This window comes from Allomuricauda ruestringensis DSM 13258, from assembly GCF_000224085.1.
GTDB classification, from domain to species: domain Bacteria; phylum Bacteroidota; class Bacteroidia; order Flavobacteriales; family Flavobacteriaceae; genus Flagellimonas; species Flagellimonas ruestringensis.
The window spans coordinates 2,646,076-2,662,670 of record NC_015945.1 but is presented as its reverse complement, the minus strand read 5'-3'; the positions used below and the strand labels follow the sequence as shown (position 1 = coordinate 2,662,670).

Genomic DNA, 16,595 nt, shown 5'->3' with positions numbered 1-16,595 from the left:
CTTTTTCGGTCATTTTGTCATAACAAACAAACAACCAACATTTTTATTCAACATTAAAACTTGTACAAATCACTCAAAATCAGTGTTTATAGCGACTCACAAGCTTATTATCACCCATTAATTGGCAATTCTTGTGCCATTAAAAATCAAATTTTAAGAAAAAAGTGTAACAAATGGTAAATTGGGTAATCTATAAGACAAACCAATCATTTTTTGAGCCAACAAAATGAACATATTGACACACTGCTCGAATTGTGCATGCAGGGGAAGCAAAGTGCACAGCTAGAGGTTTACAACCGCTATTACAAAGCAATGTACAACACCGCTTTTAGGATTGTAAAACACACGGCTGAGGCTGAGGATGTGATGCAGGAATCGTTCCTGAGCGCATTTACCAAACTGCACACCTTTAAGGGGGACGTCACCTTCGGGGCATGGTTAAAGCGGATTGTGATCAATAACAGTATTTATCATTACAAAAAGCAGCAGAAAAAACGCGCTGCAGACTTGGATGATGTAATGTACAAGGTCGAAGATAATGATGGAGTTGCTTCGGATCAGAATGGTTACACAGAACTGAAGGCTCAAAAAGTGATGGAAACCATGAAAAGTTTGAAAGACAATTACAGAGTTTCTTTGACCTTACATTTAATTGAAGGGTATGATTACGAAGAAATAAGTGAAATAATGAACATTAGCTATGCTAATTGTAGAACCACGATTTCGAGGGCCAAACAAAGCCTGAGAAAAAAGTTGACCGTAAATGTGTAGTTATGAACAAAGATAATTTAGATAGGTTGTTTGAGAAACTCCACGGGGAGTTTGATGTAGCGGAGCCGCAAAGCGGGCACCAAGAAAGGTTTTTGGAAAAACTGAACAAAGATCAGGGCACTATTGCCCTAAACGAGAAAACATCTTGGTGGAAACCTTTGTCCATAGCTGCATCCATTGCCCTAGTGGCACTCTTGGGCTACCAAGCCTTTGGCCCACAACCTAGCATTAAGCAACAGGTGACAAAAATTGCTCCCGAAGTTTCCCAAACCGAATTCTACTTTGCCAACCTCATTGAAGAGCAAGTAGAGGAACTCAAAGAAGTAAAAACGCCGGAGACCGCGCAATTGGTGGACGACACCTTGGCACAACTGGAAAAACTGGACAAAGACTATGAAACCCTTGAGCAGGATTTGGTAAACGGTGGTGACAGTAAAATTATCTTGAGCGCCATGATCACCAATTTCCAAACGCGAATTAACCTTTTAAAAGAAGTTTTGAGCCAAATAGAAAATATTAAGAACTTAAAATCACAAAATGATGAAAGCTTTACCATTTAAATACATTTTTTTCGCCTTGGCTTTGATTCCACTTGTTGCAATTGCTCATGTGGACAATGAAAAGTTGAACGGTAGGTACACCAAGGAGAAAACCATAAAAAGAGAGTACAACGTTAATTCCGATGCCCTCTTGAAGGTCAACAATAGTTACGGGAACCTCAACATAACTTCTTGGAACGAAAACCGTATTGTGATAGAAGTCCACATTAAAACCAATGGCAATGACGAGGAGCGCGTGCAAGAACGGTTAAACGAAATTGATGTGGATTTTGAAAACAGCTCTAGCATGGTTTCTGCCAGAACACAATTTGGAGACCGTAGCAATAGCTGGGGGTGGAGCTGGGGAAAACGCAAAAAAGTGAGCGTACAGGTAAATTACACCATTAAACTGCCCGTAAAAAACAGTGTTAACCTGAGCAACGACTACGGTAGCATTATTTTGGACCGTATTGACGGGCATGCCAAAATAAGTTGTGACTACGGAAAGTTGGAAATTGGGGAGCTTCGTGGCCGTAACAACGAGCTTAAGTTCGACTACACCTCTCGATCTACTTTTGATTATGTGAACAGTGCCGAAATCGTAGCGGACTATTCCGGGTTTACCATCAAAAAAGCTGGTAACCTAAACATAAGAGCCGATTATACCAATGCTGTTGTTGAAGATATGAAAAATCTGGAATACACCAGCGATTATGGCTCCATTGAAGTGAACAACGTAGAAAATGTAACTGGCAGCGGAGACTATATTGGTGTAAAACTGGGCAATGTGCACGGCAATGTTTCCATAAACGGTGATTATGGGTCGTTAAAAATAGAGCGTTTGGCCCCAGATGCCGGAAACGTGGAAATACGGACCGATTACACAGGCATTAAAATAGGGTATGACCCAGGATACCATTTCGATTTTGAGATTTCTACCGAATATGCCGGTGTAAGTGGTAAGGAGGATTTTGAAATCAACATCAGTAAAGAAAAATCTACCGAGAAATATTATAGTGGTTACTACGGAAAAGCAAATTCCGGAAACAGGGTAAGTATTACCAGTGACTACGGTGGAATCTCATTTTATCAAAATTAACATCAAATCAAAAACAATTTTAAACACAAAATCATGAGAAAACTTATCACACTTACGCTTGCATTGGGAATGATGGCCTGTACCAGTGCCCAATGGGGAAAACGAGTTAAAGGAAATGGCAATTATGTTACCATTGAACGCTCCGTCGGCAACTATGACGGTGTCGCCCTTGCAGGTTGGTTTGATGTAGACCTGGTATCGGGGAATGAGGGAGAAATTATCCTCGAAGGAGAATCCAACCTATTGGAGCACATTAAAACAGAGGTTAAAGATGGAAAATTGGTCATTAAAGCGGAAAAGGGCATGAATCTCAAGCCATCCAGTTGGAACAAGGGCATTCATATTACCGTACCGGTGGAGTCCATTGAATTTGTGAGTCTATCAGGCTCTGGCGACGTTGTGGGCAAAACCATGATCAAGTCCAACCGTTTTAATGCAAGCATGTCGGGCTCGGGCGATGTTAGTCTTATGGTGGAAGCAGAAGAAGTAGAAGCTGCACTTTCAGGCTCGGGAGATATAAACTTGTCCGGTAGGGCAACAAACTTTACCGTGTCGGTTTCGGGCTCAGGAGATATTAAAGCCTACGACCTAGAGGCCGATTTTGTGAAAGCAACGGTTTCCGGTTCTGCTGACATTAAAGTTACCGCCCACCAATCCATTGATGCCAGAGTGTCCGGTTCGGGTGACATCCATTACCGGGGAAATCCAAAAAAAATAAAATCAAAAGCTTCCGGTTCGGGAGATATATCCAAAGGATAAGACCGAGTTTATCATCAATCAAAAAATGAAAAAGCCCTGAATTCAGGGCTTTTTTATGCAACTTGTCTTGCATCTATTCTTGCATTGATTCACCTATTTCTTTCCAAGTGACCAACTTTATGTTTTCTTCCTCCAAAATCTTGGCGCATTCCTCACTGGTAAAAAAATCGTAATCGTTTTGGCGCCATTTGGCTCCCCAGTATGGATGTTCAAAAGACATACCTTGACTCTCCAGATTATAATAAGCGCAATGTATGATCATTACATGAACTCCAGGCTCCAAGGCCTTAAGCGTATCGGCATAATATTTTGACATGGCATCCTTATCATAGTCTTGGGTAGCAGCCCCAAAAATTTGATTGATCACCTCCATGGGTTCGGGAGCACCTTCTCCTCCCAATTGTTTTATTTGATGGTTGACCATGGTCGGAATACCATATTCCCTCCCCAATTTTGTGTACAATTTATAGTAGCGGGGATCTGTTGCGAACAAACACCCCATGTGACTATCCAAATGAGTTGGATTGATTCCCATAGCAATCGCCTTATCAATCTGTGCACGTAGTTCAATTTCGACCTCCTCTATCTTGGCATTTTCCCAAAGTTTGTTACAATCGCTATAAAAATATCCATTGGTGTCCACTAGGCTTGCTACTTCGGAGCGGGATGCCACAGGTCCCCATCGTAACAGTTTCCATTCGCTGGTCAAGGTCAAGTGTATGCCCAGATCATGGTCAGGGTTTGCTTTTGCATATTGGGCTACTTCGGGGAACCATGGTGTGGGCACCATAATACTGGCGCTGTTCACGGAGCCTTCTTCCAGGGCATTGAATGTAGCTTTGTTCACGCTATGGACCACTCCAAGATCATCCGCATGAATGATCAAAAGTTTGGTCTCCGCAGAGAATCCAAGTCGTTCCTGGAGACTTTTTTGGGCATGGAGCCCCATTCCTGTCAACAAAATTGAGAGGGCAATTAATAAGAAGTTTTTCATGTGTCTAGTCCTTTTTATTGACGCGAGTCAGCAAAAAGATACCGATTAAAAAGAATATGGCCAAGAATATAGTGCTGTTACGCATACTTCCCGTAAGTTGTGCCACCATTCCGTACATAAGTGTTCCGATGATGATGCCTATTTTTTCCGCAACATCATAAAAACTGAAAAACGATGTGGTATCGGTAGTCTCGGGCAAAAACTTGGAATACGTGGAACGGGACAGGGCTTGAATCCCTCCCATGACTATTCCGACCAATCCAGCGGCAATGTAAAAGTCCATGGGGGTTTGTAGGAAATAGGCATACACACAAAGCAATGTCCAAATTACGTTAATGACGATAAGCGTTCGGATATTTCCAAAAACCTTGGAGGCCCTTGCCGTAACCGTTGCCCCTAAAATGGCCACAATCTGAATCAAAAGAATACTTACGATCAATCCTGTAGTACGCTCACTATCGGAGCCCCATACAATTTCCTCTTCCCCAAAATATGTGGCGATCAACATAATGGTCTGTACCGCCATACTATAGGTGAAAAATGCACCTAGGTAACGTTTTAACTTTCTATTTTCACCGAGTTGGTGCCAGACCTGCTTTAATTCCTTAAAACCATTCAGGATGATGTGATGGCGTTCTCCTTCACGTTTGTACCCTTTGGGTAGATGTGCAAAAGTGTATTGGCTAAAGAGTATCCACCAAATTCCGACGGAGATAAAGGAATATTTCATGGCCTTGATTTCTGCAACCTCACCACCACTATCCGTGATGCCGAAAAAATCGGGTTCCATCACCATAGCCAAATTAAATATCAATAATATAACACTGCCAATATATCCCAAAGAAAATCCTTTGGCACTGATTCCATCCTGCTGTTCCGGATAGGCGATATCGGGCAAATAGGAATTATTGATGGCAAAACTCACCCAAAACCCGACAAGCCCAAAGAAATAACAGGCGAGGCCAAAATAAATGTACTCCAAAGAGAACCAATATAATCCAATGCACGAGGTCGCTCCCAAATAGCAGAAGAACTTGAGGAATACTTTTTTGTTGCCCAAATAATCCGCCACGCCCGAGACGAGAGGGGTTACAATGGCTATAAAAACAAAGGCTAGAGAGGTTACATAACTGATCAATGGCGCCCTAGCAATTTCACCACCAAAAATAGTGACCTGCTCTATGCCTGCGGTCCTAAACAATAGGCCATAAAAAAGCGGGAAAATGGCCGAGGAGATCACCAAACTGTACACCGAATTGGCCCAATCGTAAAATGCCCAAGCATTCAACAGTTTTTTGCTTCCTTTGAGTGCCAGTGTCTGTGCCATAATTTTTATTTACTCGATAATCGAGATTTGAATGCTCCGAGGCTTGCCCCGAGGTAGTTTACATAAAAATGTCACTTCGAATCTTTTTGAAAAACCCTTTTTGGTATTGCTGGATTTTCCGTTTGGCTCGAAGTGACATTCACTAATTATTCTTTACATCTATTTGAACGATGTTACCCCAAATTTACGTGCTTCTTGCTTTGCAGCAGGGGCCCATTGGGTCAAATTGTTGATTCTGGTATCGTTGGACGGGTGTGTGCTCAAAAACTCCGGGGGTGCCTGTCCGCCCGATTCCGCTTTCATACGTTGCCAGAGTTTAGCGGCCTCATCCGGATTGTATCCGGCAATTGCCATAATTTGCAAACCGATTCTATCTGCCTCGGTTTCGTGGTTTCGACTAAAGGGAAGCATTACCCCAATCTGGGAGCCTACACCATAGGCTTGATTGAACAGCCCTCTGGTCTCATCGTCCTTAATCGCCACATTACCAGCTACAGCACCAATTTGCTGGAGTGTACCTGCACTCATGCGCTGGGCACCATGATCGGCCAATGCATGTGCCACCTCATGCCCCATGACCACTGCAACACCTGTTTCGTTCTGGGCTATGGGCAAAATTCCGGTATAAAACACAATCTTGCCCCCCGGCATACACCACGCATTTACCGTTTCGTCCTCAACTAAGTTATATTCCCATTGATAGTCCTTTAGGTAACCTGGATATCCGTTAGCGTCCAACCAACGTTCCGCAGCTGAAGCAATTCGCTGCCCTACCCTTGTAATCATTTGGGCATCCGATGTTCCTTTGACCACTTTGTTTTCTTCCAAAAACTGATCGTATTGGGAGAAAGCCATGGGAAACATTTGACTGTTGTCATAAAAATTAAGTGTGCTCTTTCCTGTAAATGGATTGGTCTTGCATCCTACCACTGCCAGAAACACCAAAAAAGTAAGACTAAGCTTTTTCATAGGTAAAATCGTTTTTGTATTATGAAAATTACAAAATTTTATTTTCCGAAGATGTGAAGCTCCGTGAAATCCTTGCCAACTTCTATCGAGTTATTGCCATTCAACTTAATATCGTTTAAATCGACTTCTTCATTGTCCAGCTCCACAGTTTCAATGGTAAAGGGAAGTCCATGGAAGGTCATTTTAAATTTGTTGTACGGTGTAATGAAATTGCCATCCTTGAACTGCTGAATGATCAATTCGTTTTCCTTGCCCGTCAATTTAAACCGCCTTAAGCTATACCTTCCTTTTTTGTAATCGTAACCTTCTTGTTGGTCTTCGTATACCTCTGATCTTTCGGTTCCTTCCTTGAAATAGACATCAATGGCCAGCTTTTCAATTTCCTTTTCCCCTACATATTGCTGTACCGGGTATTTGGGGATCATGCCGCCTTCTTTAACGAACAATGGAATGCGGTGGATTTCTGCAGACACCCAACGTTCAACACCTCCCTCTACTAATTCATCGGTCCAGTAATTGTACCACTTTCCTTTAGGGAAATACATTCTCCTACCCTGTGCATTGGGCTCTTGCACGGGACATACCAACATTTGTTTTCCAAATATAAACTCATCGGTACGGAAATGGGTCTGATAATCTTCTTGATCATAAAAAACCAAGGATTGAAGCATCGGAAAACCTTCTTTGATGTAATTATAGAACATGGTGTAGAGGTAAGGCATTAGTTGGTACCTCAGCTCGATAAACTCTCTAACTATGTTCGTGATTTCATCACCGAACGACCAAGGTTCTTGATCTCCGTGGTCACCACTTGAGTGCACCCTACAAAATGGATGAAAAACGGCCAGCTGCATCCAACGTGCAAACAATTCGCCATTGGGCTGTTCGGCAAATCCACCAATATCGGAACCTGCAAAGGAATATCCGCTCATGCACAAACGTTGCATCTGTACATTGGCAATCCATAGGTGTTCCCATGTGGCTACATTATCGCCTGTCCAAGTGGCACAATAGCGCTGTGTACCGGCATACGCTGCCCTGGTAAGCACAAAAGGCCTGCGGGGGAACATAAATTTTTTGACACCTTCATAGGTGGCACGTACCATTTGCATTCCATATACATTATGTGCTTTTCTATGGCTACAAGGGTGACCATCATAATCGTGCCTCACATCCAAATTGGCGGTTTTTGAGGGAACTTCCATTACAGCGGGTTCGTTCATGTCGTTCCAAACCCCGCTCGCGCCCAGGTCCGCAATCATTTCTTTATACAGGTCCGCCCACCACTCTCGAACTCGGGGATTGGTAAAATCCGGAAATTTACATTCACCTGGCCATACTTTGCCTTTAAAATGGGGGCCATCCGCCCTTCTACAAAAGAATCCATTGTCCATGGCCTGTTGATATACCCAATAATCGCGATCTATCTTGATTCCGGGATCTATCATGGTGATGACCTTAAAGCCATCATCCTCCATTTCCTCGATCATTTTTTTGGGATTGGGGAAATATTGCTTGTTCCAGGTAAAGCACCGGAACCCATCCATATAATCAATATCCAGATAGATGGCATCGCAGGGTATGTTCAATTTCCTAAATTTCGAGGCTATATCTTTTACCTTTTGCTCCGGGTAATAACTCCATTTGGATTGGTGGAAACCCAAGGCCCAAAGTGGCGGAAGTTCTGGAACACCGGTCAAATCGGTATAAGATTCCACGACCTCCTGCATTCTGGGGCCGTAGAAAAAGTAATAGTTCATTTCGCCCCCATCGGCCCAAAAACTGGTGACATTTCGTTTTTCGGCAGCAAAATCAAAATACGTACTGAACGAATTGTCGAAAAATATACCGTAAGCTATGTTTTCTTTTAGCCCAATATAGAAAGGAATGGACTTGTACAATGGTTCCTGATCCTTGCCATAGGCGTAGGAATCCGTTACCCAATTGTTCACCCTTTTCCCTTTTAGGTTGGTGTGCGATGCCTTATCCCCCATTCCATAATAGCTTTCGCCGGAATGGCACACCTTGCTCATTTTTACCACGTTCCCGCCAAAGTCAAAGTTCTCTTCCCAATGGAAACCGAGTTCGTCCTCGGTAAGGATCACATCATCCATATCAACAATCTGAACCTTAAGATTGGCCTTGTTGATATATATTTTGATTTTGGACGTGATTATCACATATTCCGGTATTTCCTCTTCTACGGTAAGTTCATTGTACCCAAGGTTGACATCTTCACTTATGGCATAGGAGAAGTCTGGTTCAAAAACATATTCCGTGGCATACCTGAAGCGGACCACACTATCCCTTAGAATGGTAACTTGTAGAATAACACCGTTTTGGGTGGTAAAATACATTTTGTCGTTTTCTTGTCTAAAATCGACTATGTGATCGGGGTGTTGATTCCCTCTTTTTGCAACTTCTGTATTGGTTATCATCTGTAATCAGTTGAGGCTAGCAAAAGAACTACAAAAGCCTGAATAATTAAAAATATGTTTTGAAAAGCAATCAACTATAACGTTTTAGTTGCTTTTTTATCGATATACGACCACGCCCAAGGGAGGAAGGTTCATCAAAACGGATTGCTCGTACCCATTCCATGCGGTTTTGGAAGGCTTTACTGTTTTTTTGCCCATTCCGCTGCCCGAGTATTTTTTATCATCGCTATTAAAGAGCAATTTTAAGGTCGAAATCTTTGGAATGCCCAACCTATAGTTTTCCCGAGGCACAGGGGTAAAATTGCAAACAATGATCAAATCATCTTTGGGGTCTGCTCCTTTTCTAATGTATGATATGACCGTGTTTTCTTGGTCATTGTACTCAATCCATTGGAAGCCCTCTGGCTTAAACTGCTTTTCATAAAGCGCTGGTTGGCCCTTGTACATTTTGTTTAAATCCTTGATGACTTCTTGTACACCTGAATGGAAATCGTATTGTGTCAAGTGCCATTCCAAGCCCTCTTGGAAGTTCCATTCAGAGGACTGCCCAAACTCGCCCCCCATAAACAAAAGATTGCCTCCTGGATGGGTAAACATATAACCGAAGAGCAATCTCAGATTGGCAAAACGTTGCCATTCGTCCCCAGGCATTCGATACAATAAGGATTGTTTGCCATATACCACCTCGTCGTGCGAAAAAGGCAACATAAAGTTCTCGGTAAAGGCATAGGTAAGGCTAAAGCTAATGGCATTTAAATCATACGATCGGTGAATGGGGTCTTTTTTAAAAAACTCCAAGGTATCATGCATCCAGCCCATCATCCATTTCATACCAAAGCCCAATCCGCCATAATGCACTGGTTTTGTAACACCTGTAAAGGCTGTGGATTCCTCTGCAATGGTCTGCACCCCTTTAAAACTGGCATAAACTTCTTGGTTCATCTCCCGCAAAAAGGACATAGCTTCCAAATTCTCGTTATTGCCATACATGTTGGGCTCCCATTCACCATCTTCGCGAGAATAGTCCAAATAAAGCATAGATGCCACGGCATCGACCCGTAATCCATCCACGTGGTATTGATCGAGCCAAAAAATGGCATTGCTTATCAAAAAGGCCCGTACTTCGTTTCTTCCGTAATTAAAAATGAGGCTTTTCCAATCGGGGTGATACCCTCTTCTTCTATCCGGGTGTTCATATAGATGTGACCCATCAAAATAACCGAGTCCATGGGCATCTTCTGGAAAGTGCGACGGCACCCAATCCAAAATGACACCGATACCGCGTTGGTGCAAAGCATCTACCAGTACCTTAAAGTCCTCTGGTTTGCCAAAACGGGAAGTAGGCGCAAAATACCCGGTTATTTGATAGCCCCAAGAGGGGTCATAAGGGTGTTCCATTACGGGCATCAGCTCCACATGGGTAAAGCCCATCTCCTCCACATAGTCGGCAAGTTCTTCTGCCATCTCCAGATAGCTGAGCGACTCCCAGCCATTTTTTTTCTTCCATGAGGCCAAATGCACTTCGTAGACGGAATACGGCCTGTCCAACCCGTTCTTTTCTTCACGGGCAACCATCCAGTTCTTGTCCTTCCAATTGTAGGTATCATCCCAAACCAAGGACGCTGTTTGCGGCGGTTGCTCGCAAAAGCGCGCAAACGGATCCGCCTTTTCGGTCCAGATGTCGTTGTTGTTGGAATGTATCTTGTACTTGTACTTGCTTCCCTTGTCCACTCCTGGAATAAATCCTTCCCAAATACCGCTGCCGTCCCATCGAACATTCAATTGATGTTCCCCGGCAGTCCAATAATTAAAATCACCGATAACGCTTACCGATTTTGCACTAGGGGCCCAAACAGCAAAATAAGTGCCCTTTACACCATCGACCTCGGTAAGGTGCGACCCCAATTTATTGTAAAGCCGAAAATGTTTCCCTCCTTTAAAAAGGTTGATATCAAAATCAGTAAAAAAACTATGAGGAACTACCTTGGACATATTTAGAGGGTTTAGTGCTGTACAATAATAAGCATCTTTAAGCAAGAATACGATTATGACAACAGGTTTGACAATAGAAACAACATTTTTTTAAAAATGGAACGCTTTTTGATTTCATTGCAACAACAGATAAATTGAACACAAATCAAAAAATCCAAAATCATGAATAAATTTAGTACAATTTTAGGCGTTGTTATTGTTTTTGTTTTCGCAGCATGCGAAGGTCCTCAAGGTCCTCCGGGTTTTGACGGTCTTGATGGTTTAGATGGGCAAGATGGTCTTGACGGTATCCAAGGACAGGTTGTTGAAGTGGAAGGCGTAAATTTTGGTTACGATGGCGAGGCTAACCTTTTTAGTACATTGATTACATTTTCCGATGTAACCGATTTCGAAGTATTTGAATCTGATGCCGTATTGGTCTACCGACATGATGGTTTAATTGACTTGAGCGATGGTTCTACCGCAGATGCTTGGACCCAAATTCCACAGAATTACTTTTTGCAGGGAGGTACCATTCAATATGTATTTGCCCACACTTTTGTGGATCTGGAACTTTTTATTGATGGTAATTTCGACCTGTCAGGTATAAGCACCGATTTTACGGATGACCAAATCTTTAGAATCGTTATCCTGCCCAGCGAGTTTGCAGAAGCTTCAAAACTGGACACCTCAAATATTGAAAACGTAATGTCCGCCTTAAATATTGGCGAAGAACAGGTGACAAAGTTGGACATCAACTAAGTCCCATAAAAATAGTATCTTAAGTCTCATTGGAAATCAATGGGACTTTTTTATTGGATTTTTTTGAAAGGATTCCTATCCAAATCCGTCCAATTACATAAAAAACGAATCATGGGAAAAAGATTGCTATTACTTGCTCTAGTCATATTTTTTGGATGCAAGGGAACATCGCAGGAAGAGAAAAAAGAAACTACCAAGGAAACTGACTTCAAAGTAAACAAAACCGATGCCGAGTGGCGGGCGGAACTTACCGATATGGAGTATTACGTGCTCCGAAAAGCTGCTACGGAAAATGCTTTTTCCAGCGAACTTTTGGATAACAAGCAAAAAGGCACCTATGTTTGTGCAGGTTGTGGAACTCCCCTTTTCAAAAGTGAACATAAGTTTAAATCCGGAACCGGATGGCCCAGTTTTGATAGGGAAATCAAAGGAAACGTAGCTTTTGATACCGACTATAAAATTGGCGTTGCCCGTACCGAAGAACATTGTGCAGTATGTGGAGGTCATTTAGGGCATGTCTTTAATGATGGGCCAAGCAACACCACAGGGAAAAGACATTGTATCAACGGAGCTGCACTTGATTTTATACCTGACAACAACTAAACGTTTTAAAAACTATATGGACAAAAAATACGGCCTAAACAAAACCGAAGAGGAGTGGAAACAACAACTATCTCCCGAAGAATATTATGTTTTACGACAAAAGGGGACCGAACGCCCCTACACGGGCAAGTTCGACCTTCATTTTGAAAATGGCGACTACCATTGCAAAGCATGCAATGCCAAATTATTTGAAAGCGAACACAAGTTTGAAAGTGGTTGCGGATGGCCTTCTTTTGACCAAGCCGTTGAAGGCGCCATCGAATACATTCGGGACACCTCCCATGGAATGGTCCGTACCGAGACGGTCTGCGCCAATTGCGGAAGTCATTTAGGACATGTTTTTAACGATGGTCCCAAAGAAACGACCGGTCAGCGGTACTGCATCAACTCGGTGAGCATTGATTTTGACCCTGAAGAATAGATGGACTTCCAAGAGAATTATATAGCTAGCGTAAAATTTGAGTTCCAACGGTACAAAACCATGGGGGACAAAACTTTTGTCCAAATTTCAGATGCCGATATTCATTGGAAACACAACGATTCCGATAATTCCATTGCCATCATTGTAAAACATATTGTAGGCAACATGATGAGCCGTTGGACCAATTTTTTATCCGAAGACGGAGAAAAATCCTGGCGTAACCGCGACATGGAATTTGAAGAGCCCTATACCTCAAAATCAGAAATGATAACTGCCTGGGAAAAAGGGTGGAAATGCCTTTTTGAGGCCCTGGGCAGTATTAACCCGTCCAATTTCCAAAGCAAAGTTAAAATCAGGAACGAAGAACACTCCATTGTGGAGGCCATCAACCGGCAATTGGCACATTACGCAAGTCATGTGGGTCAAATTGTATTCGTGGGCAAAATGATAAAAGGCCACGATTGGAAATCGTTGTCCATACCAAAAGGAGCGTCCAAAGACTTCAATAAAAAGATGTTCGGGACAGGCAAACCTTGATTTCACAAACAAACCCATATTTGCGTTTTTTCAACTTGGGAAATGGGGATGGATTTCCGTACTTTTGCACCTGCCGATCAAAGGCAGGGTTCTAATCTAACAACTAAAATCAAAATCTAATGAGCAAGTTCGATATAATTGTTTTGGGAAGTGGTCCTGGTGGATATGTTACTGCAATCAGGGCGTCACAATTGGGTTTCAAAACAGCCATTGTAGAAAAAGAAAGTTTGGGAGGTGTATGTCTTAACTGGGGGTGTATCCCGACCAAGGCCCTTCTAAAATCTGCTCAGGTATTCGAATATTTAAAGCACGCCGAAGACTACGGTTTGAGTGCTGAAAATGTAAGTTATGATTTTGATGCCGTTGTAAAAAGAAGCCGTGGAGTTGCCGATGGAATGAGCAAGGGAGTTCAATTCTTGATGAAGAAAAACAAGATTGAGGTCATTAATGGATTTGGAAAGGTAAAACCGGGCAAAAAAGTGGAAGTAAAGGCCGAAAACGGAGAAACTACCGAATATTCTGCCGATAATATCATAATCGCAACAGGAGCGCGTAGCCGTGAGCTACCAAGTCTTCCACAGGATGGTGAAAAGGTAATCGGTTATCGCGAGGCTATGTCCTTGAAAAAGCAACCCAAGAAAATGATCGTGGTGGGCAGTGGTGCCATTGGTATGGAGTTCGCTTATTTCTATCACTCCATGGGCACAGAAGTTACTGTTGTGGAATATATGCCGAACGTTGTTCCTGTTGAGGACGAAGATATTTCCAAGCAATTGGAGCGTAGCTTCAAAAAATCAGGCGTAAAAATCAAAACCTCTGCCGAGGTCACCAAAGTTGATACATCTGGTGATGGTGTAAAAGCCACCGTAAAAACCAAAAAAGGGGAAGAAGTTATCGAGGCCGATATTGTTCTTTCCGCTGTTGGAATCAAAACCAACATTGAAAACATCGGTCTGGAAGATGTTGGAATTGCAACGGACAGAGATAAAATATTGGTGAACGATTACTACCAGACCAACATTCCGGGTTACTATGCCATTGGTGATGTTACTCCAGGCCAAGCCTTGGCTCACGTTGCCTCCGCAGAAGGAATCCTTTGTGTAGAAAAATTGGCCGGAATGCATGTAGAAGCCTTGGATTACGGAAACATTCCAGGCTGTACTTACTGTATCCCAGAGGTAGCCTCTGTTGGAATGACGGAAAAACAGGCCAAAGAAAAAGGATACGACCTTAAAATTGGCAAGTTTCCTTTCTCCGCAAGTGGCAAAGCAAAAGCTGCAGGCACTCCAGATGGTTTTGTAAAGGTTATTTTTGATGCCAAATACGGTGAGTGGCTAGGTTGCCACATGATCGGTGTTGGTGTAACCGATATGATCGCTGAGGCCGTAGTTGCCAGAAAATTGGAGACCACAGGTCACGAAGTACTTAAAGCGGTACACCCGCATCCCACCATGAGCGAAGCGGTAATGGAAGCCGTTGCCGATGCTTATGATGAAGTAATCCACCTATAAACTATGCTTAAAATTTTTAGGGCCACTGCTATTTTAGAAGGTATTTCCTATCTACTCCTTTTCGGAATGACCATGCCGTTAAAGCATTGGGCAGATATTCCTGAACCAAACCAAGTTGTTGGAATGGCACATGGAATATTGTTTATTCTATATGTAGTGGTGGCCATAGTTTTTTGCTGGGAAAGAAAATGGAAATTGAAAAGGTTCATTATTCTTTTTGTAGCATCGCTCCTGCCCTTCGGCACCTTTTACGCCGATAAAAAATACTTGAAGAATTTAGCCTAGAAAACTCTGGATGGCCAAATCATAGCTTTGGAGCCCAAATCCTAGGATAACACCTTTGGCTCCTGGTGATATGTAAGACACATGCCGATATTCCTCACGCTGGTGCGTATTGGAGATATGTACTTCGATTACCGGAGTTTCCACAGCTTTCACCGCATCACCAATGCCTACAGAAGTATGCGTATAGGCAGCTGCATTTAGAATAATACCGTCATAATTAAAACCCACTTCCTGTATTTTACCAATCAGTTCCCCTTCGATATTGGATTGATAGTATTCCAATTCCACTTGTGGAAATTTTTCTTGAAGTTGTTCAAAGTAGTCTTCAAATGAGGTGCTCCCATAAACCTCGGGTTCACGCTTTCCCAAAAGATTAAGGTTGGGGCCGTTAATGATCATTAGTTTCATAGCTGTAAAAATATGGTATTTTTTCAAGCACAAAAAAAAGCGAAAGGGCATCCCTTTCGCTTTTTATATTTTTGGTTATCCAGATAATTAGTTGAACCTGTATCCAGCACCGACTGTAAGGGTGTTGATATCTACAACATCCCCAAAATCACCGCCTCTGCTTATTTGAAGGCCGTATCTGGCTTCAACAAACCAATTGTCATCGATTTGATAACCACCTCCAAAAGCTACGTCAAGTCCAAATTCACCGTCTGGCACGTCTTCCAACAAATAATTGATTTGCGGACCTGCTTGAATGTTAAACTTGTCGGCAACCTTATATTTGAACATTACGGGAACATATAATGATGTCAAATCATTTACAAAACTCAAAAGCAAAGAAGGTTCAATGTCGAATTCTTCAGAGAGGTAGAAATTATAGCCTCCTCCGAGATAAAATCCCAATTCACTGTCGCTTACATCTCCAAAAAACTCATCACCTGAGTCAAAACTCATAGATACGTTATTGAATCCTGCTTTAGCTGCAAAACCTTCCTGTCCATAGGAGTTCATAATAGCAAGACCAACAAAAAGAACTGTTAATACAAATACTTTTTTCATAATTAAAGGTTTAATTTTAGTTAAGGTTACAAATATAGCAATGTCATTTTTTCAGCTTAAAAAAATAAAATGTTTATTTAATTAGGTGTTTTTTCAAGAAATCATCATTCAATGGCAAATTGAAGCCCAAAACCAAAAGCTGCGACTTCATTTTCACCTACATTACTGAGTACAACCGATGGCCGCCAATCAAAATTAAGCACAAAAGGAACTCCATCTATCTTAAAATCGAGTCCCAAATGAGGGCGTAGCGCAAAAATGTTGTCCGAGTTTTTAATAAAAATAATACTCGGTCCAACCCCTGCATACCAGCGTAAGCCGGGTGCCCTAAAAAATCCTTTGTGGAAAGAATACAGAAAGGTGGCAATGGTGGCATTGTCCTCGAAACCCAAATCCGCTTGGCCTACATGATTATCGGAAAAAAAATATTTCCCGGTAGCTCCAAAAAAGGTAGCCTCATCATAAAGGTCAATGCCCAACCCCAAGGCAGCCCTGTAATTTGTTTGGGCCTTAACGGCCAGGTTACCAAGCATAAATAATGCAAAAACTAAAAGTAATTTTTTCATTTGTTAAGTGTAATTAGTGGTTAATATTCATAGTT

The 16,595-nt window shown here is 42.3% G+C and carries 18 protein-coding genes; 10 read left to right on the top strand and 8 right to left on the bottom strand.

Features of this window, described 5'->3' with window-relative positions; all coding sequences use genetic code 11:
- Window positions 1-213 precede the first annotated feature (213 nt).
- The 4 genes from MURRU_RS11935 to MURRU_RS11920 are packed head-to-tail and all read left to right on the top strand — an operon-like array spanning window position 214 to window position 3,168.
- A complete protein-coding gene (locus MURRU_RS11935; protein ID WP_014033724.1) occupies window positions 214-771 on the top strand; it encodes an RNA polymerase sigma factor in 558 nt (185 codons plus the stop codon).
- A gap of 2 nt (window positions 772-773) precedes the next feature.
- Window positions 774-1,331 (top strand): hypothetical protein, encoded by a 558-nt coding sequence (locus MURRU_RS11930; protein ID WP_014033723.1) that lies wholly within the window; start codon window positions 774-776, stop codon window positions 1,329-1,331.
- Window positions 1,312-2,409, top strand: coding sequence for a DUF4097 family beta strand repeat-containing protein (locus tag MURRU_RS11925; RefSeq protein ID WP_014033722.1), 1,098 nt, complete (start codon window positions 1,312-1,314; stop codon window positions 2,407-2,409). The genes MURRU_RS11930 and MURRU_RS11925 overlap by 20 nt, the downstream gene beginning before the upstream one ends.
- A gap of 33 nt (window positions 2,410-2,442) precedes the next feature.
- On the top strand, window positions 2,443-3,168 hold the full coding sequence (locus MURRU_RS11920; protein ID WP_014033721.1) for a head GIN domain-containing protein: 726 nt from the start codon (window positions 2,443-2,445) through the stop codon (window positions 3,166-3,168).
- Between the two features lie 73 nt (window positions 3,169-3,241).
- Here MURRU_RS11920 and MURRU_RS11915 read toward each other — a convergent pair whose 3' ends face one another.
- The 5 genes from MURRU_RS11915 to glgB form a co-directional block, all read right to left on the bottom strand.
- A complete protein-coding gene (locus MURRU_RS11915) occupies window positions 3,242-4,162 on the bottom strand; it encodes a polysaccharide deacetylase family protein (RefSeq protein ID WP_014033720.1) in 921 nt (306 codons plus the stop codon).
- A 4-nt stretch (window positions 4,163-4,166) separates the two neighbouring features.
- Window positions 4,167-5,489 carry an MFS transporter gene (locus tag MURRU_RS11910; protein WP_014033719.1) on the bottom strand — a complete coding sequence of 441 codons (1,323 nt, stop codon included), beginning with the start codon at window positions 5,487-5,489 and terminating at the stop codon, window positions 4,167-4,169.
- Between the two features lie 159 nt (window positions 5,490-5,648).
- The gene (locus tag MURRU_RS11905; protein WP_014033718.1) at window positions 5,649-6,458 is read right to left on the bottom strand and encodes a M48 family metallopeptidase; all 810 of its coding nucleotides are present in this window, start codon (window positions 6,456-6,458) and stop codon (window positions 5,649-5,651) included.
- Between the two features lie 38 nt (window positions 6,459-6,496).
- Complete coding sequence (locus MURRU_RS11900) at window positions 6,497-8,896, bottom strand: glycoside hydrolase family 31 protein (protein WP_014033717.1); 2,400 nt, start codon at window positions 8,894-8,896, stop codon at window positions 6,497-6,499.
- 96 nt (window positions 8,897-8,992) lie between these two features.
- Window positions 8,993-10,888, bottom strand: coding sequence for a 1,4-alpha-glucan branching protein GlgB (gene glgB, locus MURRU_RS11895; RefSeq protein WP_014033716.1), 1,896 nt, complete (start codon window positions 10,886-10,888; stop codon window positions 8,993-8,995).
- Between the two features lie 162 nt (window positions 10,889-11,050).
- Here glgB and MURRU_RS11890 point away from each other — a divergent pair, with 162 nt between their 5' ends.
- From MURRU_RS11890 to MURRU_RS11865, 6 genes are all read left to right on the top strand, one after another.
- Entirely contained in the window at window positions 11,051-11,629 is a 579-nt protein-coding gene (locus MURRU_RS11890) for a collagen-like triple helix repeat-containing protein (protein WP_014033715.1), read from the top strand.
- 111 nt (window positions 11,630-11,740) lie between these two features.
- The gene (gene msrB / locus MURRU_RS11885; RefSeq protein ID WP_014033714.1) at window positions 11,741-12,232 is read left to right on the top strand and encodes a peptide-methionine (R)-S-oxide reductase MsrB; all 492 of its coding nucleotides are present in this window, start codon (window positions 11,741-11,743) and stop codon (window positions 12,230-12,232) included.
- A gap of 16 nt (window positions 12,233-12,248) precedes the next feature.
- A complete protein-coding gene (msrB, locus tag MURRU_RS11880; protein WP_014033713.1) occupies window positions 12,249-12,653 on the top strand; it encodes a peptide-methionine (R)-S-oxide reductase MsrB in 405 nt (134 codons plus the stop codon).
- Window positions 12,654-13,190, top strand: a complete 537-nt coding sequence (locus MURRU_RS11875) for a DUF1572 family protein (protein ID WP_014033712.1) — start codon at window positions 12,654-12,656, stop codon at window positions 13,188-13,190.
- Window positions 13,191-13,309: 119 nt separating this feature from the next.
- The gene (gene lpdA / locus MURRU_RS11870; RefSeq protein ID WP_014033711.1) at window positions 13,310-14,701 is read left to right on the top strand and encodes a dihydrolipoyl dehydrogenase; all 1,392 of its coding nucleotides are present in this window, start codon (window positions 13,310-13,312) and stop codon (window positions 14,699-14,701) included.
- Between the two features lie 3 nt (window positions 14,702-14,704).
- A complete protein-coding gene (locus tag MURRU_RS11865; RefSeq protein ID WP_014033710.1) occupies window positions 14,705-14,986 on the top strand; it encodes a DUF3817 domain-containing protein in 282 nt (93 codons plus the stop codon).
- On the opposite strand, the gene aroQ is transcribed toward MURRU_RS11865, so the two are convergent.
- From aroQ to MURRU_RS11850, 3 genes are all read right to left on the bottom strand, one after another.
- On the bottom strand, window positions 14,978-15,394 hold the full coding sequence (gene aroQ, locus MURRU_RS11860; RefSeq protein ID WP_041801497.1) for a type II 3-dehydroquinate dehydratase: 417 nt from the start codon (window positions 15,392-15,394) through the stop codon (window positions 14,978-14,980). The genes MURRU_RS11865 and aroQ overlap by 9 nt on opposite strands.
- An 87-nt stretch (window positions 15,395-15,481) precedes the next feature.
- Window positions 15,482-15,994, bottom strand: coding sequence for an outer membrane beta-barrel protein (locus MURRU_RS11855; protein WP_014033708.1), 513 nt, complete (start codon window positions 15,992-15,994; stop codon window positions 15,482-15,484).
- A 104-nt stretch (window positions 15,995-16,098) separates the two neighbouring features.
- Window positions 16,099-16,560 carry a hypothetical protein gene (locus tag MURRU_RS11850; RefSeq protein WP_014033707.1) on the bottom strand — a complete coding sequence of 154 codons (462 nt, stop codon included), beginning with the start codon at window positions 16,558-16,560 and terminating at the stop codon, window positions 16,099-16,101.
- Window positions 16,561-16,595 lie beyond the last annotated feature (35 nt).